Origin of the sequence: uncultured Aggregatibacter sp. (assembly GCF_938046485.1) — a bacterium.
Taxonomy (GTDB): domain Bacteria; phylum Pseudomonadota; class Gammaproteobacteria; order Enterobacterales; family Pasteurellaceae; genus Aggregatibacter.
Window position 1 is genome coordinate 1 of sequence record NZ_CALIWN010000076.1, and the last position, 17,606, is coordinate 17,606.

Genomic DNA, 17,606 nt, shown 5'->3' on the forward strand with positions numbered 1-17,606 from the left:
GAGGGGCTTGTGAAGTATAGGCCCTTATAGGGGAGCCTAAAAACCGCACGTTTTACGTGCGGATTGTTATTTATTTGAACGATACGCCTTATCCATCGCCATAATCACTTCACGCACCACTTTTTTCTGCTCCTGCTGCAAATTCAAGAACATTTGAAACAGCGTTTGATCTTAATTGACTTAAATGACTAAATATATAATATGGCAATATCAGAATTTATATTCCTATAGGTTACAAAAAATATTTCTTATTCTTTGTTTAATTTAATGAGAAAATGTTTAAATTGTTCTTCATGACTATTTAGTTTTCCAAAAAATAACTCATCAATTTTCTCAACTAACGGAATAGCTGTTTTTAATATTTCTTCTCCCTTTTTTTTCAACATAACAACTTTTGCTCTGGTATCTCTTGAGTGTTCTTTTCTTTCTACAAAATGATGTTTTTCTAATAAACTCAGTATCTGAGATACCGTCATGACATCTATCTCAGAGAGTTTTGAAATCATAACTTGTGTAACTTCGTTCTCGTTTTGTGATAGATAAGCAAGAGAAGCCAGAACAACAAATTGAGGGTGTGTCAGATTTATTCTCTTCAGCTCCTTTTTTATCATGAGGTGCCATTTATTGTACACCCTCATAAATAACAAGCCGGTTGATTTTTCTGAGTCGTCTTTATATTTCGAGATAAACAAATAGCAATTACCTTATTTTTCTAAGAAATTTTTTAGGATAAATATGGACTGTGGAACGTCTGAAAAAACGTGTTTTAAAAAGTCTAAATGTTGCTCATCTTCATTTTCTAAAATTACAGTATGTTTTATATTTACACTTCCGTCATGATTATCAATTATTTGATGACCGAAAAGGATATCTCCAAAAGGTGTCTCTGTCTTATCCCAAAATTCTTCAAAAGGTTTTACAAGAGTAAGTTGATATTCCATGGGAGGCATCCCTTCAAGTTCCATCGTTCCATATGAACCCGTCTCGAATTTTCCGTTCAGTGTTATATTTTTTAAATCGGTTTCCCAGTGATACCATTTTTCAATATTTGCATAGTAATTCCACGCATCTTCTTTTGTGGTTTTAATTTTTAAACTAAAGCTGAATTCCATGATGACTCTCCTATTTTTATAAGTGTACATATTATATATTGATTTATAATATTATCAACAAATTTCTAGTAGGAGTAGGGGCTTTAGATTTTCTAACTAGGAAAATCACTTTCTTCAGTATATGAAGTTTGTTGTAATCCACTTCTTTTATCGTTCCCAATGAGCCGTTTTAATACCTGAAACGCCACCCAAAACGACCGCACTTTGCCTCTATTTCCCGATACAAAACGAACTGAAAATATTCGTCAACAAATCATCAGACGTGAATTGGCCGGTAATTTCACTTAATGCTTCTTGCACCATACGCAACTCTTCCGCCAACAATTCACCGGCATGGAATTGGGTTAATTGAACGTGTCCTGTCTGTAAGTGTTGTGCCGCCTGTTCTAAGGCTTCCAAATGGCGACGGCGAGCTAAGAAGCCCCCTTCGATCCCCGTTTGATACCCCATCGCTTGTTTTAAATGCTCACGCAATAAATCCACGCCTTGCTGAGTTTTTGCGGACAAATTGACGACCGTATAACCATCTTGCTCATATAAGCGTTCCGTTTCACCGGTTAAATCCGCTTTATTGCGAATAAGGGTAACCGGAATAGTGTTAGGTAATTTTGCCAGAAATTCCGACCGCACTTTAGCTAAATCTTGCTCGCTATCACTGCTGTCCATCATCAATAAAATCCGATCTGCCTGTTCAATTTCATTCCACGCACGCGAAATACCAATGCGCTCCACCTCATCTGTCGCATCACGTAACCCGGCGGTATCAATAATATGTAATGGCATGCCATCTAAGTGGATATGCTCACGCAACACATCTCGCGTGGTACCGGCAATGTCTGTGACAATCGCCGCTTCACGCCCGGCAAGGGCATTCAATAAACTGGATTTCCCGGCGTTAGGGCGACCGGCAATGACCACTTTCATCCCTTCACGCAAAATAGAACCTTGTTTTGCTTCGGCACGCACCTGCTCTAACTGCGCAATAATGCCATTCAAATGTCCTTCAATTTTGCCATCGGCAAGAAAATCGATTTCTTCATCCGGAAAATCAATCGCCGCCTCCACATAAGTACGCAAATAAATGACGGAATCCACAAGCTGATTCACTTTATTGGAAAACTCGCCTTGCAACGATTTCAGGGCTGAACGAGCCGCCTGTTCGGAACTGGCATCAATTAAATCGGCAATCGCTTCCGCTTGGGCTAAATCCAATTTATCGTTCAAAAATGCCTGCTCGGAAAACTCGCCCGGACGCGCGAGTCGAATGCCATCAATAAGTAAAATACGCTTTAGCAACAGATCTAATACGACCTGTCCGCCGTGCCCCTGAAGCTCAAGCACGTCTTCACCGGTAAAAGAATTTGGCCCTTTAAAATACAGTGCAATCCCTTGATCTAATACGGTGCCATCAGCATCTTTAAAGGGCAAATAATCTGCCATACGTGGTTTGGGGCATTTTCCTAATACCGCTTGTGCCACATCAGTGGCCTTCGGGCCTGATACACGTAAAATGCCAATACCGCCACGCCCCGGCGCAGTGGCTTGAGCAACGATTGTTTCTTTCATAACTCTCCTTTTAAAGGTGTCGATTTTTTTATCTCAATGTTTTTATATCAATTCTATCTCAATGCGTAAAATGCGAAGAAAATTGACCGCACTTTATCTTAACTAAACCTTTTCATACCAAATGCGATTCACATAGAGCTGAATCTTACCGGAAGGCGTTTCTACGGTAATTTCGTCGTCTTCTTCTTTACCAATTAAGGCACGTGCCACCGGTGAGTCAATGGAAATCCAATTTTTTGCCGGATCAAATTCATCACAACCGACAATGCGATATTGTTTAACTTCGCCATCTTCGTTTTCTAGCTCCACCCATGCACCAAAGAATACTTTGCCTTCTTGCTTCGGCGAATAATCCACGATTTGTAGCACTTCCAAGCGTTTGGTGAGAAAACGCACTCTGCGATCAATTTCCCGTAAGCGACGTTTACCGTAAATATATTCTGCATTTTCACTGCGATCACCTAACGCAGCAGCATCAGACACGGCTTGGGTGACTTGTGGGCGTTCTTCTTTCCATAAAAATTTTAATTCCCGATCCAGCACATTCCAGCCTTGTCGGGTAATGTAATTTGACTTTGCCATCATCCTGTCCTCAATTGCCGTAAAATTATACCGAAAAAGGAACAAACATTTGAGCCTCTTGCTCAAAAACAGTATGCTATGCCCGTTTTTTCATTATTAAGAAGTACATATCATGTTAAACCAGCAAATTAGCCAACTTATCGCACAAGAGTTAAATGTTCGCGATAGTCAAATTCTTGCCGCCATTCAATTATTAGACGATGGCAACACGATTCCTTTTATCGCCCGTTATCGTAAAGAAGCCACTGGCGGCCTAGACGACACACAATTACGTTATTTTGAAACCCGCTTAATTTATTTACGTGAATTGGAAGACCGTCGCCAAACCATTTTGAAATCCATTGAGGAACAAGGCAAATTAACGGATGAATTGCGCGACAAAATTCAAGCTACGCAAAGTAAAACCGAATTAGAAGATCTTTATTTGCCGTTCAAACCAAAACGCCGTACCAAAGGTCAAATTGCCATTGAGGCGGGGCTTGAGCCATTGGCGGATTTACTTTGGAACGAGCCAAAAACAGTTCCGGAAACCACCGCACTTGATTATGTGAATGCGGAGAAAGGCGTGGCAGATGTTAAGGCAGCATTGGACGGTGCCCGTTATATTTTGATGGAACGTTTTGCCGAAGACGCAGGATTGTTGGCAAAAGTACGTGATTATTTAAGCAAAAATGCACTTATCGTTTCTAAGGTGATTGAGGGCAAAGAGGCGGAAGGCGCAAAATTTCAAGATTATTTTGATCACCAAGAGCTGCTTAAAAATGTGCCGTCTCACCGTGCGTTGGCAATGTTCCGTGGTCGTAATGAAGGCATTTTACAATTAAGTTTGAATGCGGACCCGGAAGCGGAAGAGGGCAGTCGTCAAAGTTATTGCGAAGAGATTATTCGTGATTATTTAGGTGTTCGTTTTACTGGGCAACCGGCGGACAAATGGCGTGAGCAAGTGATTGCTTGGACATGGAAAATTAAAGTGGCCTTGCATTTGGAAACGGAACTCATGGCGACCTTACGTGAGAAAGCGGAAGAGGAAGCCATTGATGTATTTGCCCGAAATCTGACCGCACTTTTAATGGCTGCTCCGGCAGGCGCCAAGAACACCATGGGGTTAGACCCGGGGCTACGTACCGGCGTGAAAGTGGCCGTGGTGGATAACACCGGTAAGTTATTGGCAACCGATACCATTTATCCGCATACCGGGCAGATGGAGCGTGCGATGTTGTCTACTTTCCAATTAATTAAACAACACAACGTGGAATTGATTGCTATCGGAAATGGGACCGCCTCTCGTGAGACAGAGCGTTTCGCCAAAGACGTGATTAAGGAAATTAAAGAACATAAACCACAAACAGTGGTGGTGAGCGAAGCAGGTGCTTCCGTCTATTCCGCTTCCGAGTTAGCCGCACAGGAATTTCCAGATTTGGATGTATCCTTGCGTGGCGCTGTGTCAATCGCCCGTCGCTTGCAGGATCCATTGGCAGAATTGGTGAAAATCGAACCGAAAGCCATTGGCGTGGGGCAATATCAACATGATGTAAATCAAAGCCAATTAGCGCGTAAATTGGATGCGGTGGTGGAAGACTGTGTAAACGCCGTAGGGGTGGATCTCAATACCGCCTCTGTGCCGTTATTAGCCCGTGTAGCGGGGATGACCAAAACGATAGCGCAGAATATTGTGACATACCGTGATGAAAACGGGCGTTTTGACAGCCGTGAGCAACTGAAAAAAGTACCACGTTTAGGCCCGAAAGCCTTTGAACAATGCGCCGGATTTATGCGTATCGCTGCAGGCGATAATCCGTTAGATGCCTCCGGTGTACACCCGGAAGCCTATCCTGTGGTGGAAAAAATCTTGCAAGCAACAGAGCAATCGATTCAGGATTTAATGGGCAATGCCGGTTTAGTGCGCCAGCTTGATGCAAAACAATTTACCGATGAGCAATTTGGTTTGCCGACGGTGCAGGATATTTTCAAAGAATTGGAAAAACCGGGACGCGACCCGCGCGGTGAATTCAAAACCGCCACCTTCGCTGAGGGCGTGGAAGAAATCACAGATTTGAAAGCCGGCATGATCTTAGAAGGTACGGTAACCAACGTGACTAATTTTGGTGCCTTTGTGGATATTGGCGTACATCAAGACGGCTTGGTTCATATTTCTTCTCTCAGTGATAAATTCGTGGAAGATCCGCATCAAGTGGTGAAAACCGGCGATGTCGTGAAAGTGAAAGTATTGGAAGTGGATGTGGCGCGTCGTCGTATTGCATTAACCATGCGTTTAGATGAAAGTGCGGTAAAAAATGAGGGCAAATCTGACCGCACTTTATCCGTAAAATCGCGTTCAGATAATATCCGCCAAGACCGTAGCAACCCACGAGCAAATAATGCGATGGGCAATGCCTTTGCGGATGCGTTGAAGAATTGGAAGAAGTAACGCCTAGGATGGCAAGCAGGCTAATCAAGTTGATTAGCCTGTTTTTTTATTTATAGCCAAATTTCAATATATAGGACGATTATTTAACCCCTCGTAGCGTGCAACTTGTTGCACGAATAATTAACCTCGATGCGTAATTCACGATTTCATGCGTAGCGTGCATCTTGATGCACGACCAAATTACGCACGGAACGTTATTTAACGCTTTCGGGCATTCATGATTTCGTGCAACAAGTTGCACGCTACGATTCTTTATCCGCAAAACCGCGTTCTGATAATGCCCGCCAAGAGCGTAGCAATCCGCGAGCAAATAATGTGATGGGCAATGCCTTTGCGGATGCGCTGAAGAATTGGAAGAAGTAACGCCTAGGACGGCAAGCAGGCTAATCAAGTTGATTAGCCTGTTTTTTATTTGTGTGTTGGAGATAAGAATTACACCTGATATTTCGTTTTATCGCCAATATCAAAATGCAACGGCATGCGCCATTTTTGAATGCTTAATAGCAAAATGAGAATACCGGTCACAAAGCATAATAAAGTGCTTAACCAAGAGATATTGAATAATAAGACAAACCATAACACCGCAAAAAATATCGGTTGCAGATTTAGTGCAAAGACACGGAAGCAAAAATATTCTTTATAACTTAATCCGCCGAGGACCAAAAATGCCGCTCCCAGCGCCAGTTGCGGAAAACCTAAAACTTGGCAGAGCAACCCTACCCACATGGCAAATTGAAAAATATAACGGAAGTTTTTCATATATAAATGGACGCAAGCGGCACATAAGGTCGCTGCGATAAGCAAACCAACGTGTGCTGTTGCGGGATACCAAGGCAGCATAAACAACATTGGAACGGCAAAGACAAAGCCTAAACGATAAATGATGACTGTTGTGTAATCCCAACAATCCATCGGCGATTTAATATGCGGATCAGCCATTTTTTCTCCTTAACGTATCATTAATAAATTCGATTGAATGGGGCGTGACTTCTAAAAGGGAAGAGGTTTCTCCCCAATCCCCCAGCACGATTCGATGAAAGTGCGGTGGAATTTCATGGTGTTTTTGGCGATGCGTATGTCCGTGAATCATTTGCGTCACATGAAATTGCGCAAACATTTGCTGCACAAAAGCGGCATTTACATCCATGATTTCTGTCGATTTTACTTGTTTATCCTGGCGGCTTTTAGCGCGAATTTTCTCTGCGATGTTTAACCGCACTTTTAACGGTAAATGTAAGAACAGCCACTGGCGCCATTTTTGATGAACTTTTTTGCGATAGTGTTGATATTTCACATCGTCCACGCAAAGGGTATCGCCGTGACATAAAAGGGTGGGTGTGCCATATAAATCAATGACTTGATAAGTCGGCAGTAACGTCAGCCCGCACGCATTAGCAAATTTTTTGCCAATCAAAAAATCTCGGTTACCGTGTTGGAAATAGCATGGCACGCCTTGTTCTGTCAGATGTCTGATGAGCTGTTGCACTTCGCTGATGAGATTGGAGTGTTCATCATCGCCAATCCAAAAATCAAATAAATCGCCCAAAATATAGAGTTTTTCTGCTTGTGGCGCTTGTTCTTGCATAAATTGACGAAACAGGGCTAATAAGTGCGGTCGATTTTCGGAGAGATGTAAATCCGCAATAAAATAGGTTTTTTGCATAGCAATTCAATTAAAAAAATTTTGATTAGATTAGCACATTTCATCGTTATGAATACACTTAACGGGCTAATTTCGTTATACTTACGCAAATTTTAAGGGGCTTTATCATGCTAAAAATCGCCAGAATTTTCATCATTGTGATTTGTTGTATTCTTATTTGTATCCTGGGTACGCTTTATTCTTTTATTCGTTTCCGTAATCCGAGTAATGTGGGCATTTTTGCCCGTTGGTTTGGACGGTTACATCCGCTCTTTGGTTTGAAAGTGGAACATCGTTTCCCGGCGAATGCTGATAAAGTGGGGCGTTGTATTTATATCGGCAACCATCAAAATAACTACGATATGGTGACCATTTCTTACATGGTCATGCCTCGTACAGTGAGCGTCGGCAAGAAGAGTCTGATTTGGGTGCCGTTTTTCGGTATTTTATATTGGGCAACGGGCAATATTTTTCTCGATCGTGATAACCGCTCTAAAGCGCATAACACCATGTCGGAATTGGCTCGTCGTATTAATGAAGATAATCTGTCCATTTGGATGTTCCCGGAAGGAACGCGTAGTCGCGGACGCGGGTTATTGCCATTTAAAACCGGGGCATTTCACGCCGCCATTGCCGCCGGTGTACCCATTGTGCCGGTCGTTTGCTCTACAACACATAATAAAATCGATTTAAACCGTTGGGATAATGGCACGGTGATTTGTGAAATGCTAGAACCTATTGATGTGTCCGGCTACAGCCGTGAAAATGTGCGCGAATTAGCGGAATATTGCCATGATGTGATGCAAAATCGCATTGCGGAATTGGACCGCGAAGTGGCGCAAAAAGAAGTTGAACAGAAAAACGAGAATAAGCAGGCCTAAATGAAACATTGCTCCCGTCGTCAGCTGTTAAAAACAACCTTATTTTCCACCGCACTTTTCAGTGTGCCGATGCCTTTGTTGGCGGCAACACGGCCTACATTGACAATTCCGCCGCTGTTTGAGGCACGGCGAGGCAAGCCAATTTTTCTGAATATGCAAAATACCCAAACTTCTCTCGTGTCTGGAAAACGTACCGAAGTGTGGGGGTTTAACGGCAGTTATTTAGGGCCAACCATTAAAATTAAGAAAGACGATTTTGCCAAACTGAATTGGAAAAATAATTTGCCGCAATTTGTTGCGATGAATATCCAAGGTTTGCAAGCCTCGAGCGAGTTGCTCGGCGGCATTGCGAAAAACTTACAAAAAGGCGAAACTTGGTCACCGATCATTCCTATTACGCAAGCGCCGTCCACCTGCTGGTATCATGCCTGCACCCTTGCCAGCTCGGCGTATCAAACGTATCGTGGGTTAGTCGGATTGTGGGTTATCGAAGATAAAGAAAGCCTGAAGTTGGGATTGCCACAAAAATATGGTGTGGACGACATTCCGTTGATTCTCCAAGATATGCAACTGAACGGTGAAGGCGCGCAACTCTTCCAACAAAATCAAGGCAGTTTTGTCGGTGAGCGTTTGTTTGTTAATGGGAAAGAAGCGCCTTATCTCACGGTACCTCGCGGCTTAGTGCGCCTACGTCTCCTTAACGCCTCGCTTTCCCGCACCTATGAATTACGTTTTGATGACGAGCGGGAATTTACGCTCATTGCACAAGATCTCGGTTTCTTGCCGCAAGGTCAAAAACGCAATGTCGTTACACTTGCGCCAAGTGAGCGTGTGGAAATTTTGGTGGACTTAAATGACGGTGAAAAGGTGAGTCTCATTACCGGTAAAAAACGCGGTATTTTGGATAACATCAGTCATTTCTTTGGTTCTGATGGTGAGTTAATTGATAATCGCATTTTAGAATTACATCCGGAAGGCCTTGCCGGCGCCTTTGAGAAAAAAGAACAGACTTGGCAATTTAACACGGATGCACCGAGTTTGCTGTCGGCTAACGTGCAACAAGAACGCACGTTTTATCTGGATACCAACAATGCCACGATAAACCAAAAACGCTTTGATCCACGCCGCTTGGATGTTTCCGCAACTCTTGGCAGCGTAGAACGCTGGCACCTCAGTGCCTCCTCTCCGGTAGGTTTTAATATGGTCGGCGCAAAATTTATTGTCGAATCTGTGAATGACAAGCCGTTAGCACAAAACGAAATCGGCTGGAAAGACAGTGTGCTCATCAACGGAAACCTGTCTCTTTTAGTGAAATTTGAAAACACGTCTTCTAGTAATCATCCGTTCACCTTCGGCGCGTCTGATTTAATGTTGGCAGACAAAGGCTGTATGGGATTGATGTTGGTACAGTAGTCTTCTTTAAGGATGCTTTCTTTACATTTATTTACATAAAGAGACTTCATTTTTGAAATTGATATGCTATATTTCTGGTCTGCATAGGTCTGCATAAGTGTATCATCGTATTTTTTCTTATGTACTAAGGATTCCACAATGAAAAATTCAATTGTTAAGTTTAGTTTAACGGCATTAGCCGCATTCACATTAGCCGCTTGCGGAAGCAGTGGCGGTAGCAGTGATAATACCGCTGCACCAAGTAACGAACAAAAAACACAGATGACACCGGCTAAATCTGAAGAGCCTGCTAAACCTGAAGCCCCGGCTAAATCTGAAGAACCGGCAAAATCCGAAGCCCCAGCTAAATCTGAAGCACCGGCTAAACCTGAAGCTCCAGCTAAATCTGAAGCACCGGCTAAATCTGAAGCACCGGCTAAATCCGAAGAGCCTGCTAAACCTGAAGCCCCAGCTAAATCTGAAGCGCCTGCTAAACCGGCTGAGGTTAAGAATAATCCAACAGATGGACGTATTTCTGGAAATGGATTCCAAATTCCTAAAAATGGGGAGAACATTGAGTTGATAACCCGGAAATCCTCATCAACTGAGGCGGATGTGAATATCATGAATGTTGAAGGTACTCAAATTCATATTATTCCGGAAATGCCGGGAGTAACTTTAAAGGCTAAATTGATTATTGGAGATGGCTATGGTGATGGTGTAAAACGAGTCGTTGGTGGCACCAAAAATAATATTCGTTGGGGATTCATTGATAGTAATGAGCTAAAAAATAGCTATATTATTGCTACAGGTAAAAATGCAACCGCATCTATGCCGATGTCAGGCACTGTCGTTTATGAAGGTAAGGCCGTTTATGGTTACGCCCAAGATGGAAGTGCTATAAGTACTGTTACGGACGGAGATGCAACCTTCCAAGCTAATTTTGCAGATAAGACATTAACAGGTAAAATTATCCCTAAGGGAGAGGGGTTAAATGAAGTTAATCTTTCAGCAACGATTTCCGGTAATACGTTTGAAGGTGATTTAAACGGTACTTCTACAGAGGGCGGATTTTATGGAAAAAATGCTGATGAGTTAACCGGTACTTATGTTAATGAACAAAAATACTATCTTGGCGCATTTGGTGCAGAAAGAAAGTAATTTTTAGATAACTAAATAAAGCAAGCCATGTGCTTGCTTTATTTGTTTTGAGCACAGAGGAAAGAGATATAATGAAGACATCTCGGTCTTTACGTTTTTTTACATTTTAGTACTTTATTCTTCAAATTGATATGCTATAGTCAGCCGGCTTTGATGTTTTACGCCAAGCAAATGGTCGATATGCATCGTTTTTTTGCATTCGCTTAACTTTTAAATCTTCTTTCTTATTACTTAGAGGTCCTTTTATGAAGAACGCTATTGTAAAATTCAGTTTAACGGCATTAGCCGCATTCACGTTAGCTGCTTGTGGGAGCAGTGGTGGTAGCAGTGATAATACTGCTGCACCAAGCAATGAACAAAAAACACAGGCAACGCCATCTAAAACCAATTTGCCAACACAAAATTCAACTAAGGCAAATCAAACCGCTACAGGTTCAGCTTTTGTTATCTCTGGACAAGATGACAAGGTTCAAGTCAAAAATGTTAAATTCAATAACGCAAATATAAATCAATTAGAGGTTGATGGCCAAACGATTACACTTACTTACCCTGGCATTTACGCAGGTAGCTGGCAACGTATAAATAATACAGCCGTATGTTGTGGTAAGTATGCCAATGTCCGTATGGGCGTATCTTTAAGCAATGGTCCGACTGAGAAAGATATTCTGTTCTATAATGGTGCTCCAACCCAAAATATGCCTGTAACCGGTTTGGCGTCGTATAAAGGCGATAGCATTATTTCGTCAGATGATATTAGCGATGATTCTGATGCGGTAGCCGGTCAATCTTCTTTTGATGTCGATTTTGGTGCGAAGACGCTAAGCGGTTCTATTACAGCTAACAATGTACCAACCATTAATATTAGTGCGAATATTTCCGGTAATAGCTTTGAGGGTACGGCTAAATCGACAAAATTGACTGATGGCGCAGTTGAAGGTAAGTTTTATGGCAATAATGCGGTAGAATTAGGTGGCTTGGCAAAAGCAAATGATAATTCATGGGGCGCCGGTTTTGTCGGTAAGAAACAGTAATCTCCCCGAGTGAACAATAAGGCAAGCCATGTGCTTGCTTTATTTATTTGAATATATGGTTAAAACGATATGATGAAATTACCCTTATCTTTTGGAATTGCGATTGGCGTATTCGTGTCTGCTTCAGCAGCGGCAGAGATTGCTGCACCAAAGAACGCATCGCCTGAAGAACATTTAAAGCTGGCGAGCCCTCAATTGCCTCAAAATGACGTTGTAGAGACCTCTACTTCAAAAGAACATACCCTATCTATTACAAAAGAAGAACTTGCCAAACGACCGGATTTGATTATCCGTGGCCTGATTCCGGCATTGCTACAAAGCCATGCGGAGGCAGTGGCATTGTTGTTACCCTTATACAAAAATTTGCCACAACAAGATCCTTTTTTGGTGGCTTGGGGCGAGGCTATGATGGCAACGCATCAAGGGAATTATGCCTCAGCGGTGCAGCAATATCGTGAATTATTTGCAAAACATCCTGAAGTTTTACCATTGCGTTATCAATTAGCTCATGCGTTATTTTTGAATAACGATAATGAAGCGGCGAAAGATCAATTCCAAAAACTTCGTGCGGAAGTGAATGATGTCTCATCGCAGCAAATGATCGATCAGTATTTAACCGCAATTAACCAACGAGATCAGTGGAAAATCAACGGCGGCATCAGTTTCTTAAATGAATCCAATATTAATAATGCGCCAAAAGCCGGCACCCGTATTGGTGCGTGGAAAGCTTGGGAGCGAGAACAGGCGCATGGGCTGTCTTATTATGCGGGGGCTGAAAAGAAATGGTCGTTGCCTCATCAGTTTTTTGCCAAACTGGTGTTAGATGGACAAGGTAAATATTATTGGGATAACAAAAAATATAACGAATTTAATGCCCGAATCGGTGCAGGTCTGGGTTATCAAACGGCAAATACTGAACTTGCCTTAGTGCCTTTCACAGAACGTCGTTGGTATTCCGGTGGATCGTCCGGCAGTGATGCCATGAAACAATATTCGAAAAATTCCGGTGTGCGTGTTGATGTGACGCATTGGCTCAATAAATCATGGCAAATTTCGACCGCACTTGAATATGGTGAGCAGCGTTATGTCACGCGTAAACATTTAAATGGCAATAATTATTTGTGGTCGAATACGCTCTTATTTTTACCTTACAGCGGACAATATTGGTATATCGGTGCGGATTATAATCGCGAAAATACACGTGATCTCGATAACGCCTATCAACGTAAAAATGTACGTTTAGGCTGGGTGCAAGAATGGCCGTTGGGCATTTCCAGTCGTCTTTCTGTTGCCTATGCAAGACGGGCGTATAAAGGGGAAGATTTACTTGGTATTCGTCAAAAAAACAAGGAATATCAAACCAACGTCACTTTATGGCATCGTAACGTGTATTTCTGGGGCATTACGCCGAAAATTACCTGGTCGTACCAAAAAAATGACAGCAATCATCCGTTTTATCGCTATGATAAAAATCGGATTTATTTAGAAATGAGTAAAACGTTTTAATCATGGATTGAGGCAACTGTATCATGACGTTACAACAACGCTATCAACAAGCAACGAAAGAAGCCCGCTGGGCATTAGGCTTAACCCTGCTTTATGTAATTGGTTGGTGTTTATGTGCTTATTTACCAAAGGCGACGCAAGGGCCGATCGGCTTTCCGCTGTGGTTTGAATTAGCCTGTATTTACCTGCCGATTTTGTTTATTGTGGTGGCGTATTGGCTAATTAAAATTGTGTTTCAAGATATTCTGCTGGATGTGGAAGAGAAAAAACAACATTCGACAACGGAGCGTCACTAATGAACCTAGGGATTATTTTTCCTCTCGTCATCTATTTAGCCTTTGTCTTCGGCGCGGCGATTTATGCTTATGTTAAACGCCAAAAAGGCGGGGATTTTCTTTCCGAATACTATGTCGGTAACCGTTCTATGACGGGTTTCGTGCTCGCCATGACGACTGCCTCCACCTATGCCAGTGCCAGTTCCTTTATTGGCGGTCCCGGTGCGGCGTATAAATACGGCTTAGGTTGGGTCTTGCTTGCCATGATCCAAGTGCCTGCGGTGTGGTTGGCTCTCGGTGCGTTAGGGAAAAAATTTGCTTTGCTTTCCCGCGAAACCAATGCCTTGACGATCAATGATTTATTACTTTATCGCTATAAAAACAAATATTTAGTGTGGATTGCCTGTGTTGCGTTGTTGATCGCGTTCTTTGCGGCGATGACCGTGCAATTTATCGGTGGCGCCCGTTTGTTGGAAACCACCATCGGCATTCCTTACACTCAAGCCTTGTTAATCTTCGCTTTAACCGTGGGGATTTATACCTTCATCGGTGGTTTCCGCGCAGTAGTGTTGACGGACACGATCCAAGGTACCGTGATGATTCTCGGCACGATTGTACTCTTGGTCGGTGTGATTTATCAGGTCGGTGGCGTGGAAAGTGCGGTCAAAAAATTAACTGAAATTGATCCAAGCCTCGTCAGTCCGTACGGACCGAATGAGATGTTGGATTTCCAATTTATGGCGTCCTTCTGGATTTTGGTTTGTTTCGGTGTAGTTGGCTTACCGCACACGGCTGTACGTTGCATGGCGTTTAAAGACAGCAAAGCCCTGCACAACGGCATGCTGATTGGCACGATCGTGTTGACGATTATCATGTTGGGTATGCACTTGGCGGGCGCATTGGGGCGCGCCATCGTGCCGGATTTAACGGTATCGGACAAGGTGATTCCAAGCCTGATGTTGCAAGTGTTGCCACCGATTGTGGCGGGGATTTTCCTTGCGGCACCAATGTCGGCGATTATGTCCACGGTGGATGCACAGCTGATTCAATCGTCTTCTATTTTTGTGAAAGACCTGTATTTAGCAGCAAAACCGCAGGCAGTGCAAAACCAAAAACGGATTGGTCGAATTTCCTCTGTTATTACGTTAATTTTGACCGCACTTTTAATTTTTGCGTCTCTGAATCCGCCGGATATGATCATTTGGCTGAATCTGTTTGCCTTTGGTGGTTTGGAAGCAGCATTTTTATGGGTTATTGTGTTAGGATTGTATTGGGATAAAGCCAATGCTTACGGCGCGATAAGCTCCATGTTGGTCGGTTTAATCTCCTTTATTTTACTCACCCAATTTGGCATTAAACTCTTAGGCTTCAACCCAATTGCACCGGCCTTAGTCTTTGGCTTGATCGCATTTTTAGTGGGAAATAAAATCGGTGAAAAGCGCCATTCAAAGTGCGGTGAAAATGACAGGTAAAATGCATGAAAAAAATCGATCAAAAAAGTTTAGAAAATGCTTACCGTTTATTTGAAACAAATGATATTCAGCAAATTGAAATCGGAACAACGCGGGGATTACAACAAATTCACCACTATTTATTTCAAGATTTGTATGATTTTGCCGGCGTGATTCGTGAACAAAATATTTCTAAAGGCAATTTTCGTTTTGCTAATTCGTTGTATTTAAAAGAAGCGTTGGGCAAAATCGAGCAAATGCCGGAAACGACATTTGAAGAGATTATTAATAAATACGTTGAAATGAATATTGCCCATCCGTTTTTGGAAGGCAATGGACGTTCAACAAGGATTTGGTTGGATTTAATCTTAAAGAAAAATTTAGGCAAAGTTGTTAATTGGCAAAATGTCGATAAAACCTTGTATTTGCAGGCAATGGAGCGTAGTCCAATTAATGATTTGGAAATTCGCTTTTTACTACAAAATAATTTAACGGATGATGTGGATAACCGTGAAATCATTTTTAAAGGCATTGAGCAATCCTACTACTACGAAGGTTATGAAAAAGAATAAAGGATGAACACATGGCTTGGATTCAAATTCGCCTGAACAGTACTAATGAAAAGGCAGAGCAAATCAGTGATTTTTTAGAAGAAATCGGATCGGTGTCGGTCACTTTTATGGACAGCCAAGATACGCCGATTTTTGAACCGTTACCGGGAGAAACCCGCTTGTGGGGTAACACCGATGTGATTGCTTTATTTGATGCAGAAACCGATATGAATGTGGTGGTGGAGGCACTTAAACAGGCAAACCATTTGGATGAACATACCGCTTATAAAATCGAACAAATCGAAGACAAAGACTGGGAGCGTGAGTGGATGGATAATTTCCACCCAATGCAATTCGGCAAACGTTTGTGGATTTGCCCAAGCTGGCGTGATGTGCCGGATCCGAATGCCGTGAACGTGATGTTAGATCCGGGCTTGGCGTTTGGCACAGGGACACACCCGACCACCGCCCTTTGTTTGGAATGGCTTGACAGTTTAGATTTAAAAGATAAAACGGTGATCGACTTTGGTTGTGGTTCCGGTATTTTAGCCATTGCGGCATTGAAGCTAGGCGCAAAAAGTGCGGTCGGAATTGATATTGATCCGCAAGCGATGTTAGCCAGCCGCAACAATGCGGAACAAAACGGTGTGGCGGATCGTTTGCAACTGTTTTTATCCGATGCAAAACCGTCAGACTTGAAAGCCGATGTGGTGGTGGCGAATATTCTGGCTGGACCGTTAAAAGAGCTTTACCCGGTGATTAGCCAATTAGTGAAGCCCAACGGAGATTTAGGCTTGTCGGGCATTTTAGCTACACAAGCGCAATCCGTGTGTGATGCCTACGCCGAGCGTTTTGCGTTGGAGCCGGTGGCAGAGCGCGAAGAGTGGTGTCGAATTACCGGTAAGTTAAAGGCATAATGCGCAATAAACGTCAGTGGGTGATAAAAAAGTGCGGTGAAAAAATATCACGTTTTTTCACCGCACTTGGTTTTTGCTAGGCTAGTAGCCACTTTCTTGAAAATTTGGCAAGAATGAAGCCTGCTGAATCCGTTTAACGCGGGTCTCAATACGCCCGTCTGCATAGAGCTCAATTTCACGCCAGCCCGGCTGAAGGGTATCAAGCGTAAAGCTGTTGCAGTCCGGTTTAAATTGCACACAGGTGGAAGGCGTGGCCATGACGCGGTAGCCATGCCACGTGCTATCTGCCTGTTGATGAATATGACCATATAATAGGGCTTTAATGCGTGGAAATGGCGCTAACACGCTGGCTAATTCATGAGGATTGCGTAAATTATGCTGATCCAACCAAGCTGAGCCGGTTGACAGCAAATGGTGATGCAACACAACAAGGGCATAGCGTTGAGGGTGCGCCTCTAACTTTGTTTTTAACCATGCCAGAGTTTCCGGTTCAAGTTGACCGTGCGGCACGCCTTGTACTTGGCTATCTAATAATAGGATTTGCCAATGTTCTCCTAATAAGAGGTGCTTTCCGGCATTGACGTTGCCTTGGGTGAGATGCTCAACCATTTTAGGCTGAAAGTCATGATTTCCCGGAATCCAAAACACCATTTTTTCTAGCGATTTTACATTGTCGCAAAAGCGTAAATAACCTTCATCACTGCCGTCTTGTACCAAATCCCCTGTCGCGAGCACGAGATCATAGGCATAGTGGGCTTGTTGGATCTCAGTGAGTACTTGCGAAAAACTGGCTTGTGTATTAATTCCCAACAATTCCCCGTTGATGTCCTTGAATAAATGAGGATCCGTAATTTGTACAATACGAAAGACCTCTTGTTGGGCGTGATATTGATAGGTATTTAACAAAGTAAACTCCTCATATTAACTGCACCTAAATGGCCTGAGCTGTCTAAACGCATGGGGTTATCGCCATTGCGTTTTCAGTTGAGGATAATTTAACGCTAACCATTGAAGCCCCATAACGGCAATGCCATTATCAATTTTGCCTTCACAAACCCATTGATAGGCGGTTTCTCGGCTGACAACATGAACCCGAATATCTTCATTTTCT

18 protein-coding genes and 1 pseudogene are annotated in these 17,606 nt (G+C 42.9%); 11 read left to right on the top strand and 8 right to left on the bottom strand.

All coding sequences use genetic code 11. The features are described from left to right. Positions 1-248 precede the first annotated feature (248 nt). From Q0203_RS09250 to greB, 4 genes are all read right to left on the bottom strand, one after another. The gene (locus Q0203_RS09250) at positions 249-611 is read right to left on the bottom strand and encodes a MarR family transcriptional regulator (RefSeq protein WP_297931787.1); all 363 of its coding nucleotides are present in this window, start codon (positions 609-611) and stop codon (positions 249-251) included. A gap of 93 nt (positions 612-704) precedes the next feature. Further along, positions 705-1,112 (bottom strand): polyketide cyclase, encoded by a 408-nt coding sequence (locus Q0203_RS09255; RefSeq protein ID WP_297931790.1) that lies wholly within the window; start codon positions 1,110-1,112, stop codon positions 705-707. A gap of 210 nt (positions 1,113-1,322) precedes the next feature. Beyond that, entirely contained in the window at positions 1,323-2,678 is a 1,356-nt protein-coding gene (gene mnmE, locus Q0203_RS09260) for a tRNA uridine-5-carboxymethylaminomethyl(34) synthesis GTPase MnmE (RefSeq protein ID WP_297931792.1), read from the bottom strand. 102 nt (positions 2,679-2,780) lie between these two features. Then, positions 2,781-3,260, bottom strand: coding sequence for a transcription elongation factor GreB (gene greB, locus Q0203_RS09265; protein WP_032997984.1), 480 nt, complete (start codon positions 3,258-3,260; stop codon positions 2,781-2,783). A 112-nt stretch (positions 3,261-3,372) separates the two neighbouring features. Here greB and Q0203_RS09270 point away from each other — a divergent pair, with 112 nt between their 5' ends. After that, positions 3,373-5,688, top strand: a complete 2,316-nt coding sequence (locus tag Q0203_RS09270) for a Tex family protein (protein WP_297931795.1) — start codon at positions 3,373-3,375, stop codon at positions 5,686-5,688. A gap of 225 nt (positions 5,689-5,913) precedes the next feature. After that, positions 5,914-6,051, top strand: coding sequence for a hypothetical protein (locus Q0203_RS09275; RefSeq protein ID WP_297931798.1), 138 nt, complete (start codon positions 5,914-5,916; stop codon positions 6,049-6,051). Positions 6,052-6,120: 69 nt separating this feature from the next. Here Q0203_RS09275 and Q0203_RS09280 read toward each other — a convergent pair whose 3' ends face one another. Continuing rightward, entirely contained in the window at positions 6,121-6,627 is a 507-nt protein-coding gene (locus Q0203_RS09280; protein WP_297931801.1) for a DUF2301 domain-containing membrane protein, read from the bottom strand. Then, a complete protein-coding gene (gene lpxH / locus Q0203_RS09285) occupies positions 6,620-7,351 on the bottom strand; it encodes a UDP-2,3-diacylglucosamine diphosphatase (protein WP_297931803.1) in 732 nt (243 codons plus the stop codon). Before lpxH ends, Q0203_RS09280 begins: the two co-directional genes overlap by 8 nt. Before the next feature lie 107 nt (positions 7,352-7,458). Here lpxH and Q0203_RS09290 point away from each other — a divergent pair, with 107 nt between their 5' ends. The 9 genes from Q0203_RS09290 (at position 7,459) to prmA (ending at position 16,495) form a co-directional block, all read left to right on the top strand. Then, positions 7,459-8,211 (top strand): 1-acylglycerol-3-phosphate O-acyltransferase, encoded by a 753-nt coding sequence (locus Q0203_RS09290; RefSeq protein WP_111295310.1) that lies wholly within the window; start codon positions 7,459-7,461, stop codon positions 8,209-8,211. After that, a complete protein-coding gene (locus Q0203_RS09295) occupies positions 8,212-9,624 on the top strand; it encodes a multicopper oxidase domain-containing protein (protein WP_297931806.1) in 1,413 nt (470 codons plus the stop codon). Positions 9,625-9,762: 138 nt separating this feature from the next. Beyond that, entirely contained in the window at positions 9,763-10,764 is a 1,002-nt protein-coding gene (locus tag Q0203_RS09300) for a transferrin-binding protein-like solute binding protein (protein WP_297931808.1), read from the top strand. A 245-nt stretch (positions 10,765-11,009) separates the two neighbouring features. Beyond that, the gene (locus Q0203_RS09305; RefSeq protein ID WP_297931811.1) at positions 11,010-11,795 is read left to right on the top strand and encodes a Slam-dependent surface lipoprotein; all 786 of its coding nucleotides are present in this window, start codon (positions 11,010-11,012) and stop codon (positions 11,793-11,795) included. A gap of 72 nt (positions 11,796-11,867) precedes the next feature. Beyond that, positions 11,868-13,301 (top strand): surface lipoprotein assembly modifier, encoded by a 1,434-nt coding sequence (locus tag Q0203_RS09310; RefSeq protein WP_297931826.1) that lies wholly within the window; start codon positions 11,868-11,870, stop codon positions 13,299-13,301. A gap of 23 nt (positions 13,302-13,324) precedes the next feature. Then, entirely contained in the window at positions 13,325-13,597 is a 273-nt protein-coding gene (locus Q0203_RS09315) for a DUF997 family protein (protein WP_297931814.1), read from the top strand. After that, positions 13,597-15,048 (top strand): sodium/pantothenate symporter, encoded by a 1,452-nt coding sequence (gene panF, locus Q0203_RS09320; RefSeq protein WP_297931817.1) that lies wholly within the window; start codon positions 13,597-13,599, stop codon positions 15,046-15,048. The genes Q0203_RS09315 and panF overlap by 1 nt, the downstream gene beginning before the upstream one ends. A gap of 5 nt (positions 15,049-15,053) precedes the next feature. Continuing rightward, complete coding sequence (fic, locus tag Q0203_RS09325; RefSeq protein ID WP_296027656.1) at positions 15,054-15,599, top strand: protein adenylyltransferase Fic; 546 nt, start codon at positions 15,054-15,056, stop codon at positions 15,597-15,599. A gap of 11 nt (positions 15,600-15,610) precedes the next feature. Next, positions 15,611-16,495 carry a 50S ribosomal protein L11 methyltransferase gene (prmA, locus tag Q0203_RS09330; RefSeq protein WP_297931820.1) on the top strand — a complete coding sequence of 295 codons (885 nt, stop codon included), beginning with the start codon at positions 15,611-15,613 and terminating at the stop codon, positions 16,493-16,495. Positions 16,496-16,576: 81 nt separating this feature from the next. Here prmA and cpdA read toward each other — a convergent pair whose 3' ends face one another. Then, positions 16,577-17,401 carry a 3',5'-cyclic-AMP phosphodiesterase gene (gene cpdA, locus Q0203_RS09335; protein ID WP_297931823.1) on the bottom strand — a complete coding sequence of 275 codons (825 nt, stop codon included), beginning with the start codon at positions 17,399-17,401 and terminating at the stop codon, positions 16,577-16,579. Between the two features lie 57 nt (positions 17,402-17,458). Next, positions 17,459-17,606, bottom strand: a pseudogene (gene nudF / locus Q0203_RS09340) (ADP-ribose diphosphatase); the annotation flags it as partial.

Coding starts and splice junctions, on each gene's coding strand:
- Q0203_RS09250 (WP_297931787.1), bottom strand. CDS start 611: ATGATAAAAAAGGAGCTGAAGAGAATAAATCTGACACACCCTCAATTT.
- Q0203_RS09255 (WP_297931790.1), bottom strand. CDS start 1,112: ATGGAATTCAGCTTTAGTTTAAAAATTAAAACCACAAAAGAAGATGCG.
- panF (WP_297931817.1), top strand. CDS start 13,597: ATGAACCTAGGGATTATTTTTCCTCTCGTCATCTATTTAGCCTTTGTC.
- Q0203_RS09295 (WP_297931806.1), top strand. CDS start 8,212: ATGAAACATTGCTCCCGTCGTCAGCTGTTAAAAACAACCTTATTTTCC.
- Q0203_RS09310 (WP_297931826.1), top strand. CDS start 11,868: ATGAAATTACCCTTATCTTTTGGAATTGCGATTGGCGTATTCGTGTCT.
- prmA (WP_297931820.1), top strand. CDS start 15,611: ATGGCTTGGATTCAAATTCGCCTGAACAGTACTAATGAAAAGGCAGAG.
- Q0203_RS09280 (WP_297931801.1), bottom strand. CDS start 6,627: ATGGCTGATCCGCATATTAAATCGCCGATGGATTGTTGGGATTACACA.
- greB (WP_032997984.1), bottom strand. CDS start 3,260: ATGGCAAAGTCAAATTACATTACCCGACAAGGCTGGAATGTGCTGGAT.
- lpxH (WP_297931803.1), bottom strand. CDS start 7,351: ATGCAAAAAACCTATTTTATTGCGGATTTACATCTCTCCGAAAATCGA.
- Q0203_RS09290 (WP_111295310.1), top strand. CDS start 7,459: ATGCTAAAAATCGCCAGAATTTTCATCATTGTGATTTGTTGTATTCTT.
- Q0203_RS09300 (WP_297931808.1), top strand. CDS start 9,763: ATGAAAAATTCAATTGTTAAGTTTAGTTTAACGGCATTAGCCGCATTC.
- mnmE (WP_297931792.1), bottom strand. CDS start 2,678: ATGAAAGAAACAATCGTTGCTCAAGCCACTGCGCCGGGGCGTGGCGGT.
- Q0203_RS09315 (WP_297931814.1), top strand. CDS start 13,325: ATGACGTTACAACAACGCTATCAACAAGCAACGAAAGAAGCCCGCTGG.
- Q0203_RS09270 (WP_297931795.1), top strand. CDS start 3,373: ATGTTAAACCAGCAAATTAGCCAACTTATCGCACAAGAGTTAAATGTT.
- Q0203_RS09305 (WP_297931811.1), top strand. CDS start 11,010: ATGAAGAACGCTATTGTAAAATTCAGTTTAACGGCATTAGCCGCATTC.
- fic (WP_296027656.1), top strand. CDS start 15,054: ATGAAAAAAATCGATCAAAAAAGTTTAGAAAATGCTTACCGTTTATTT.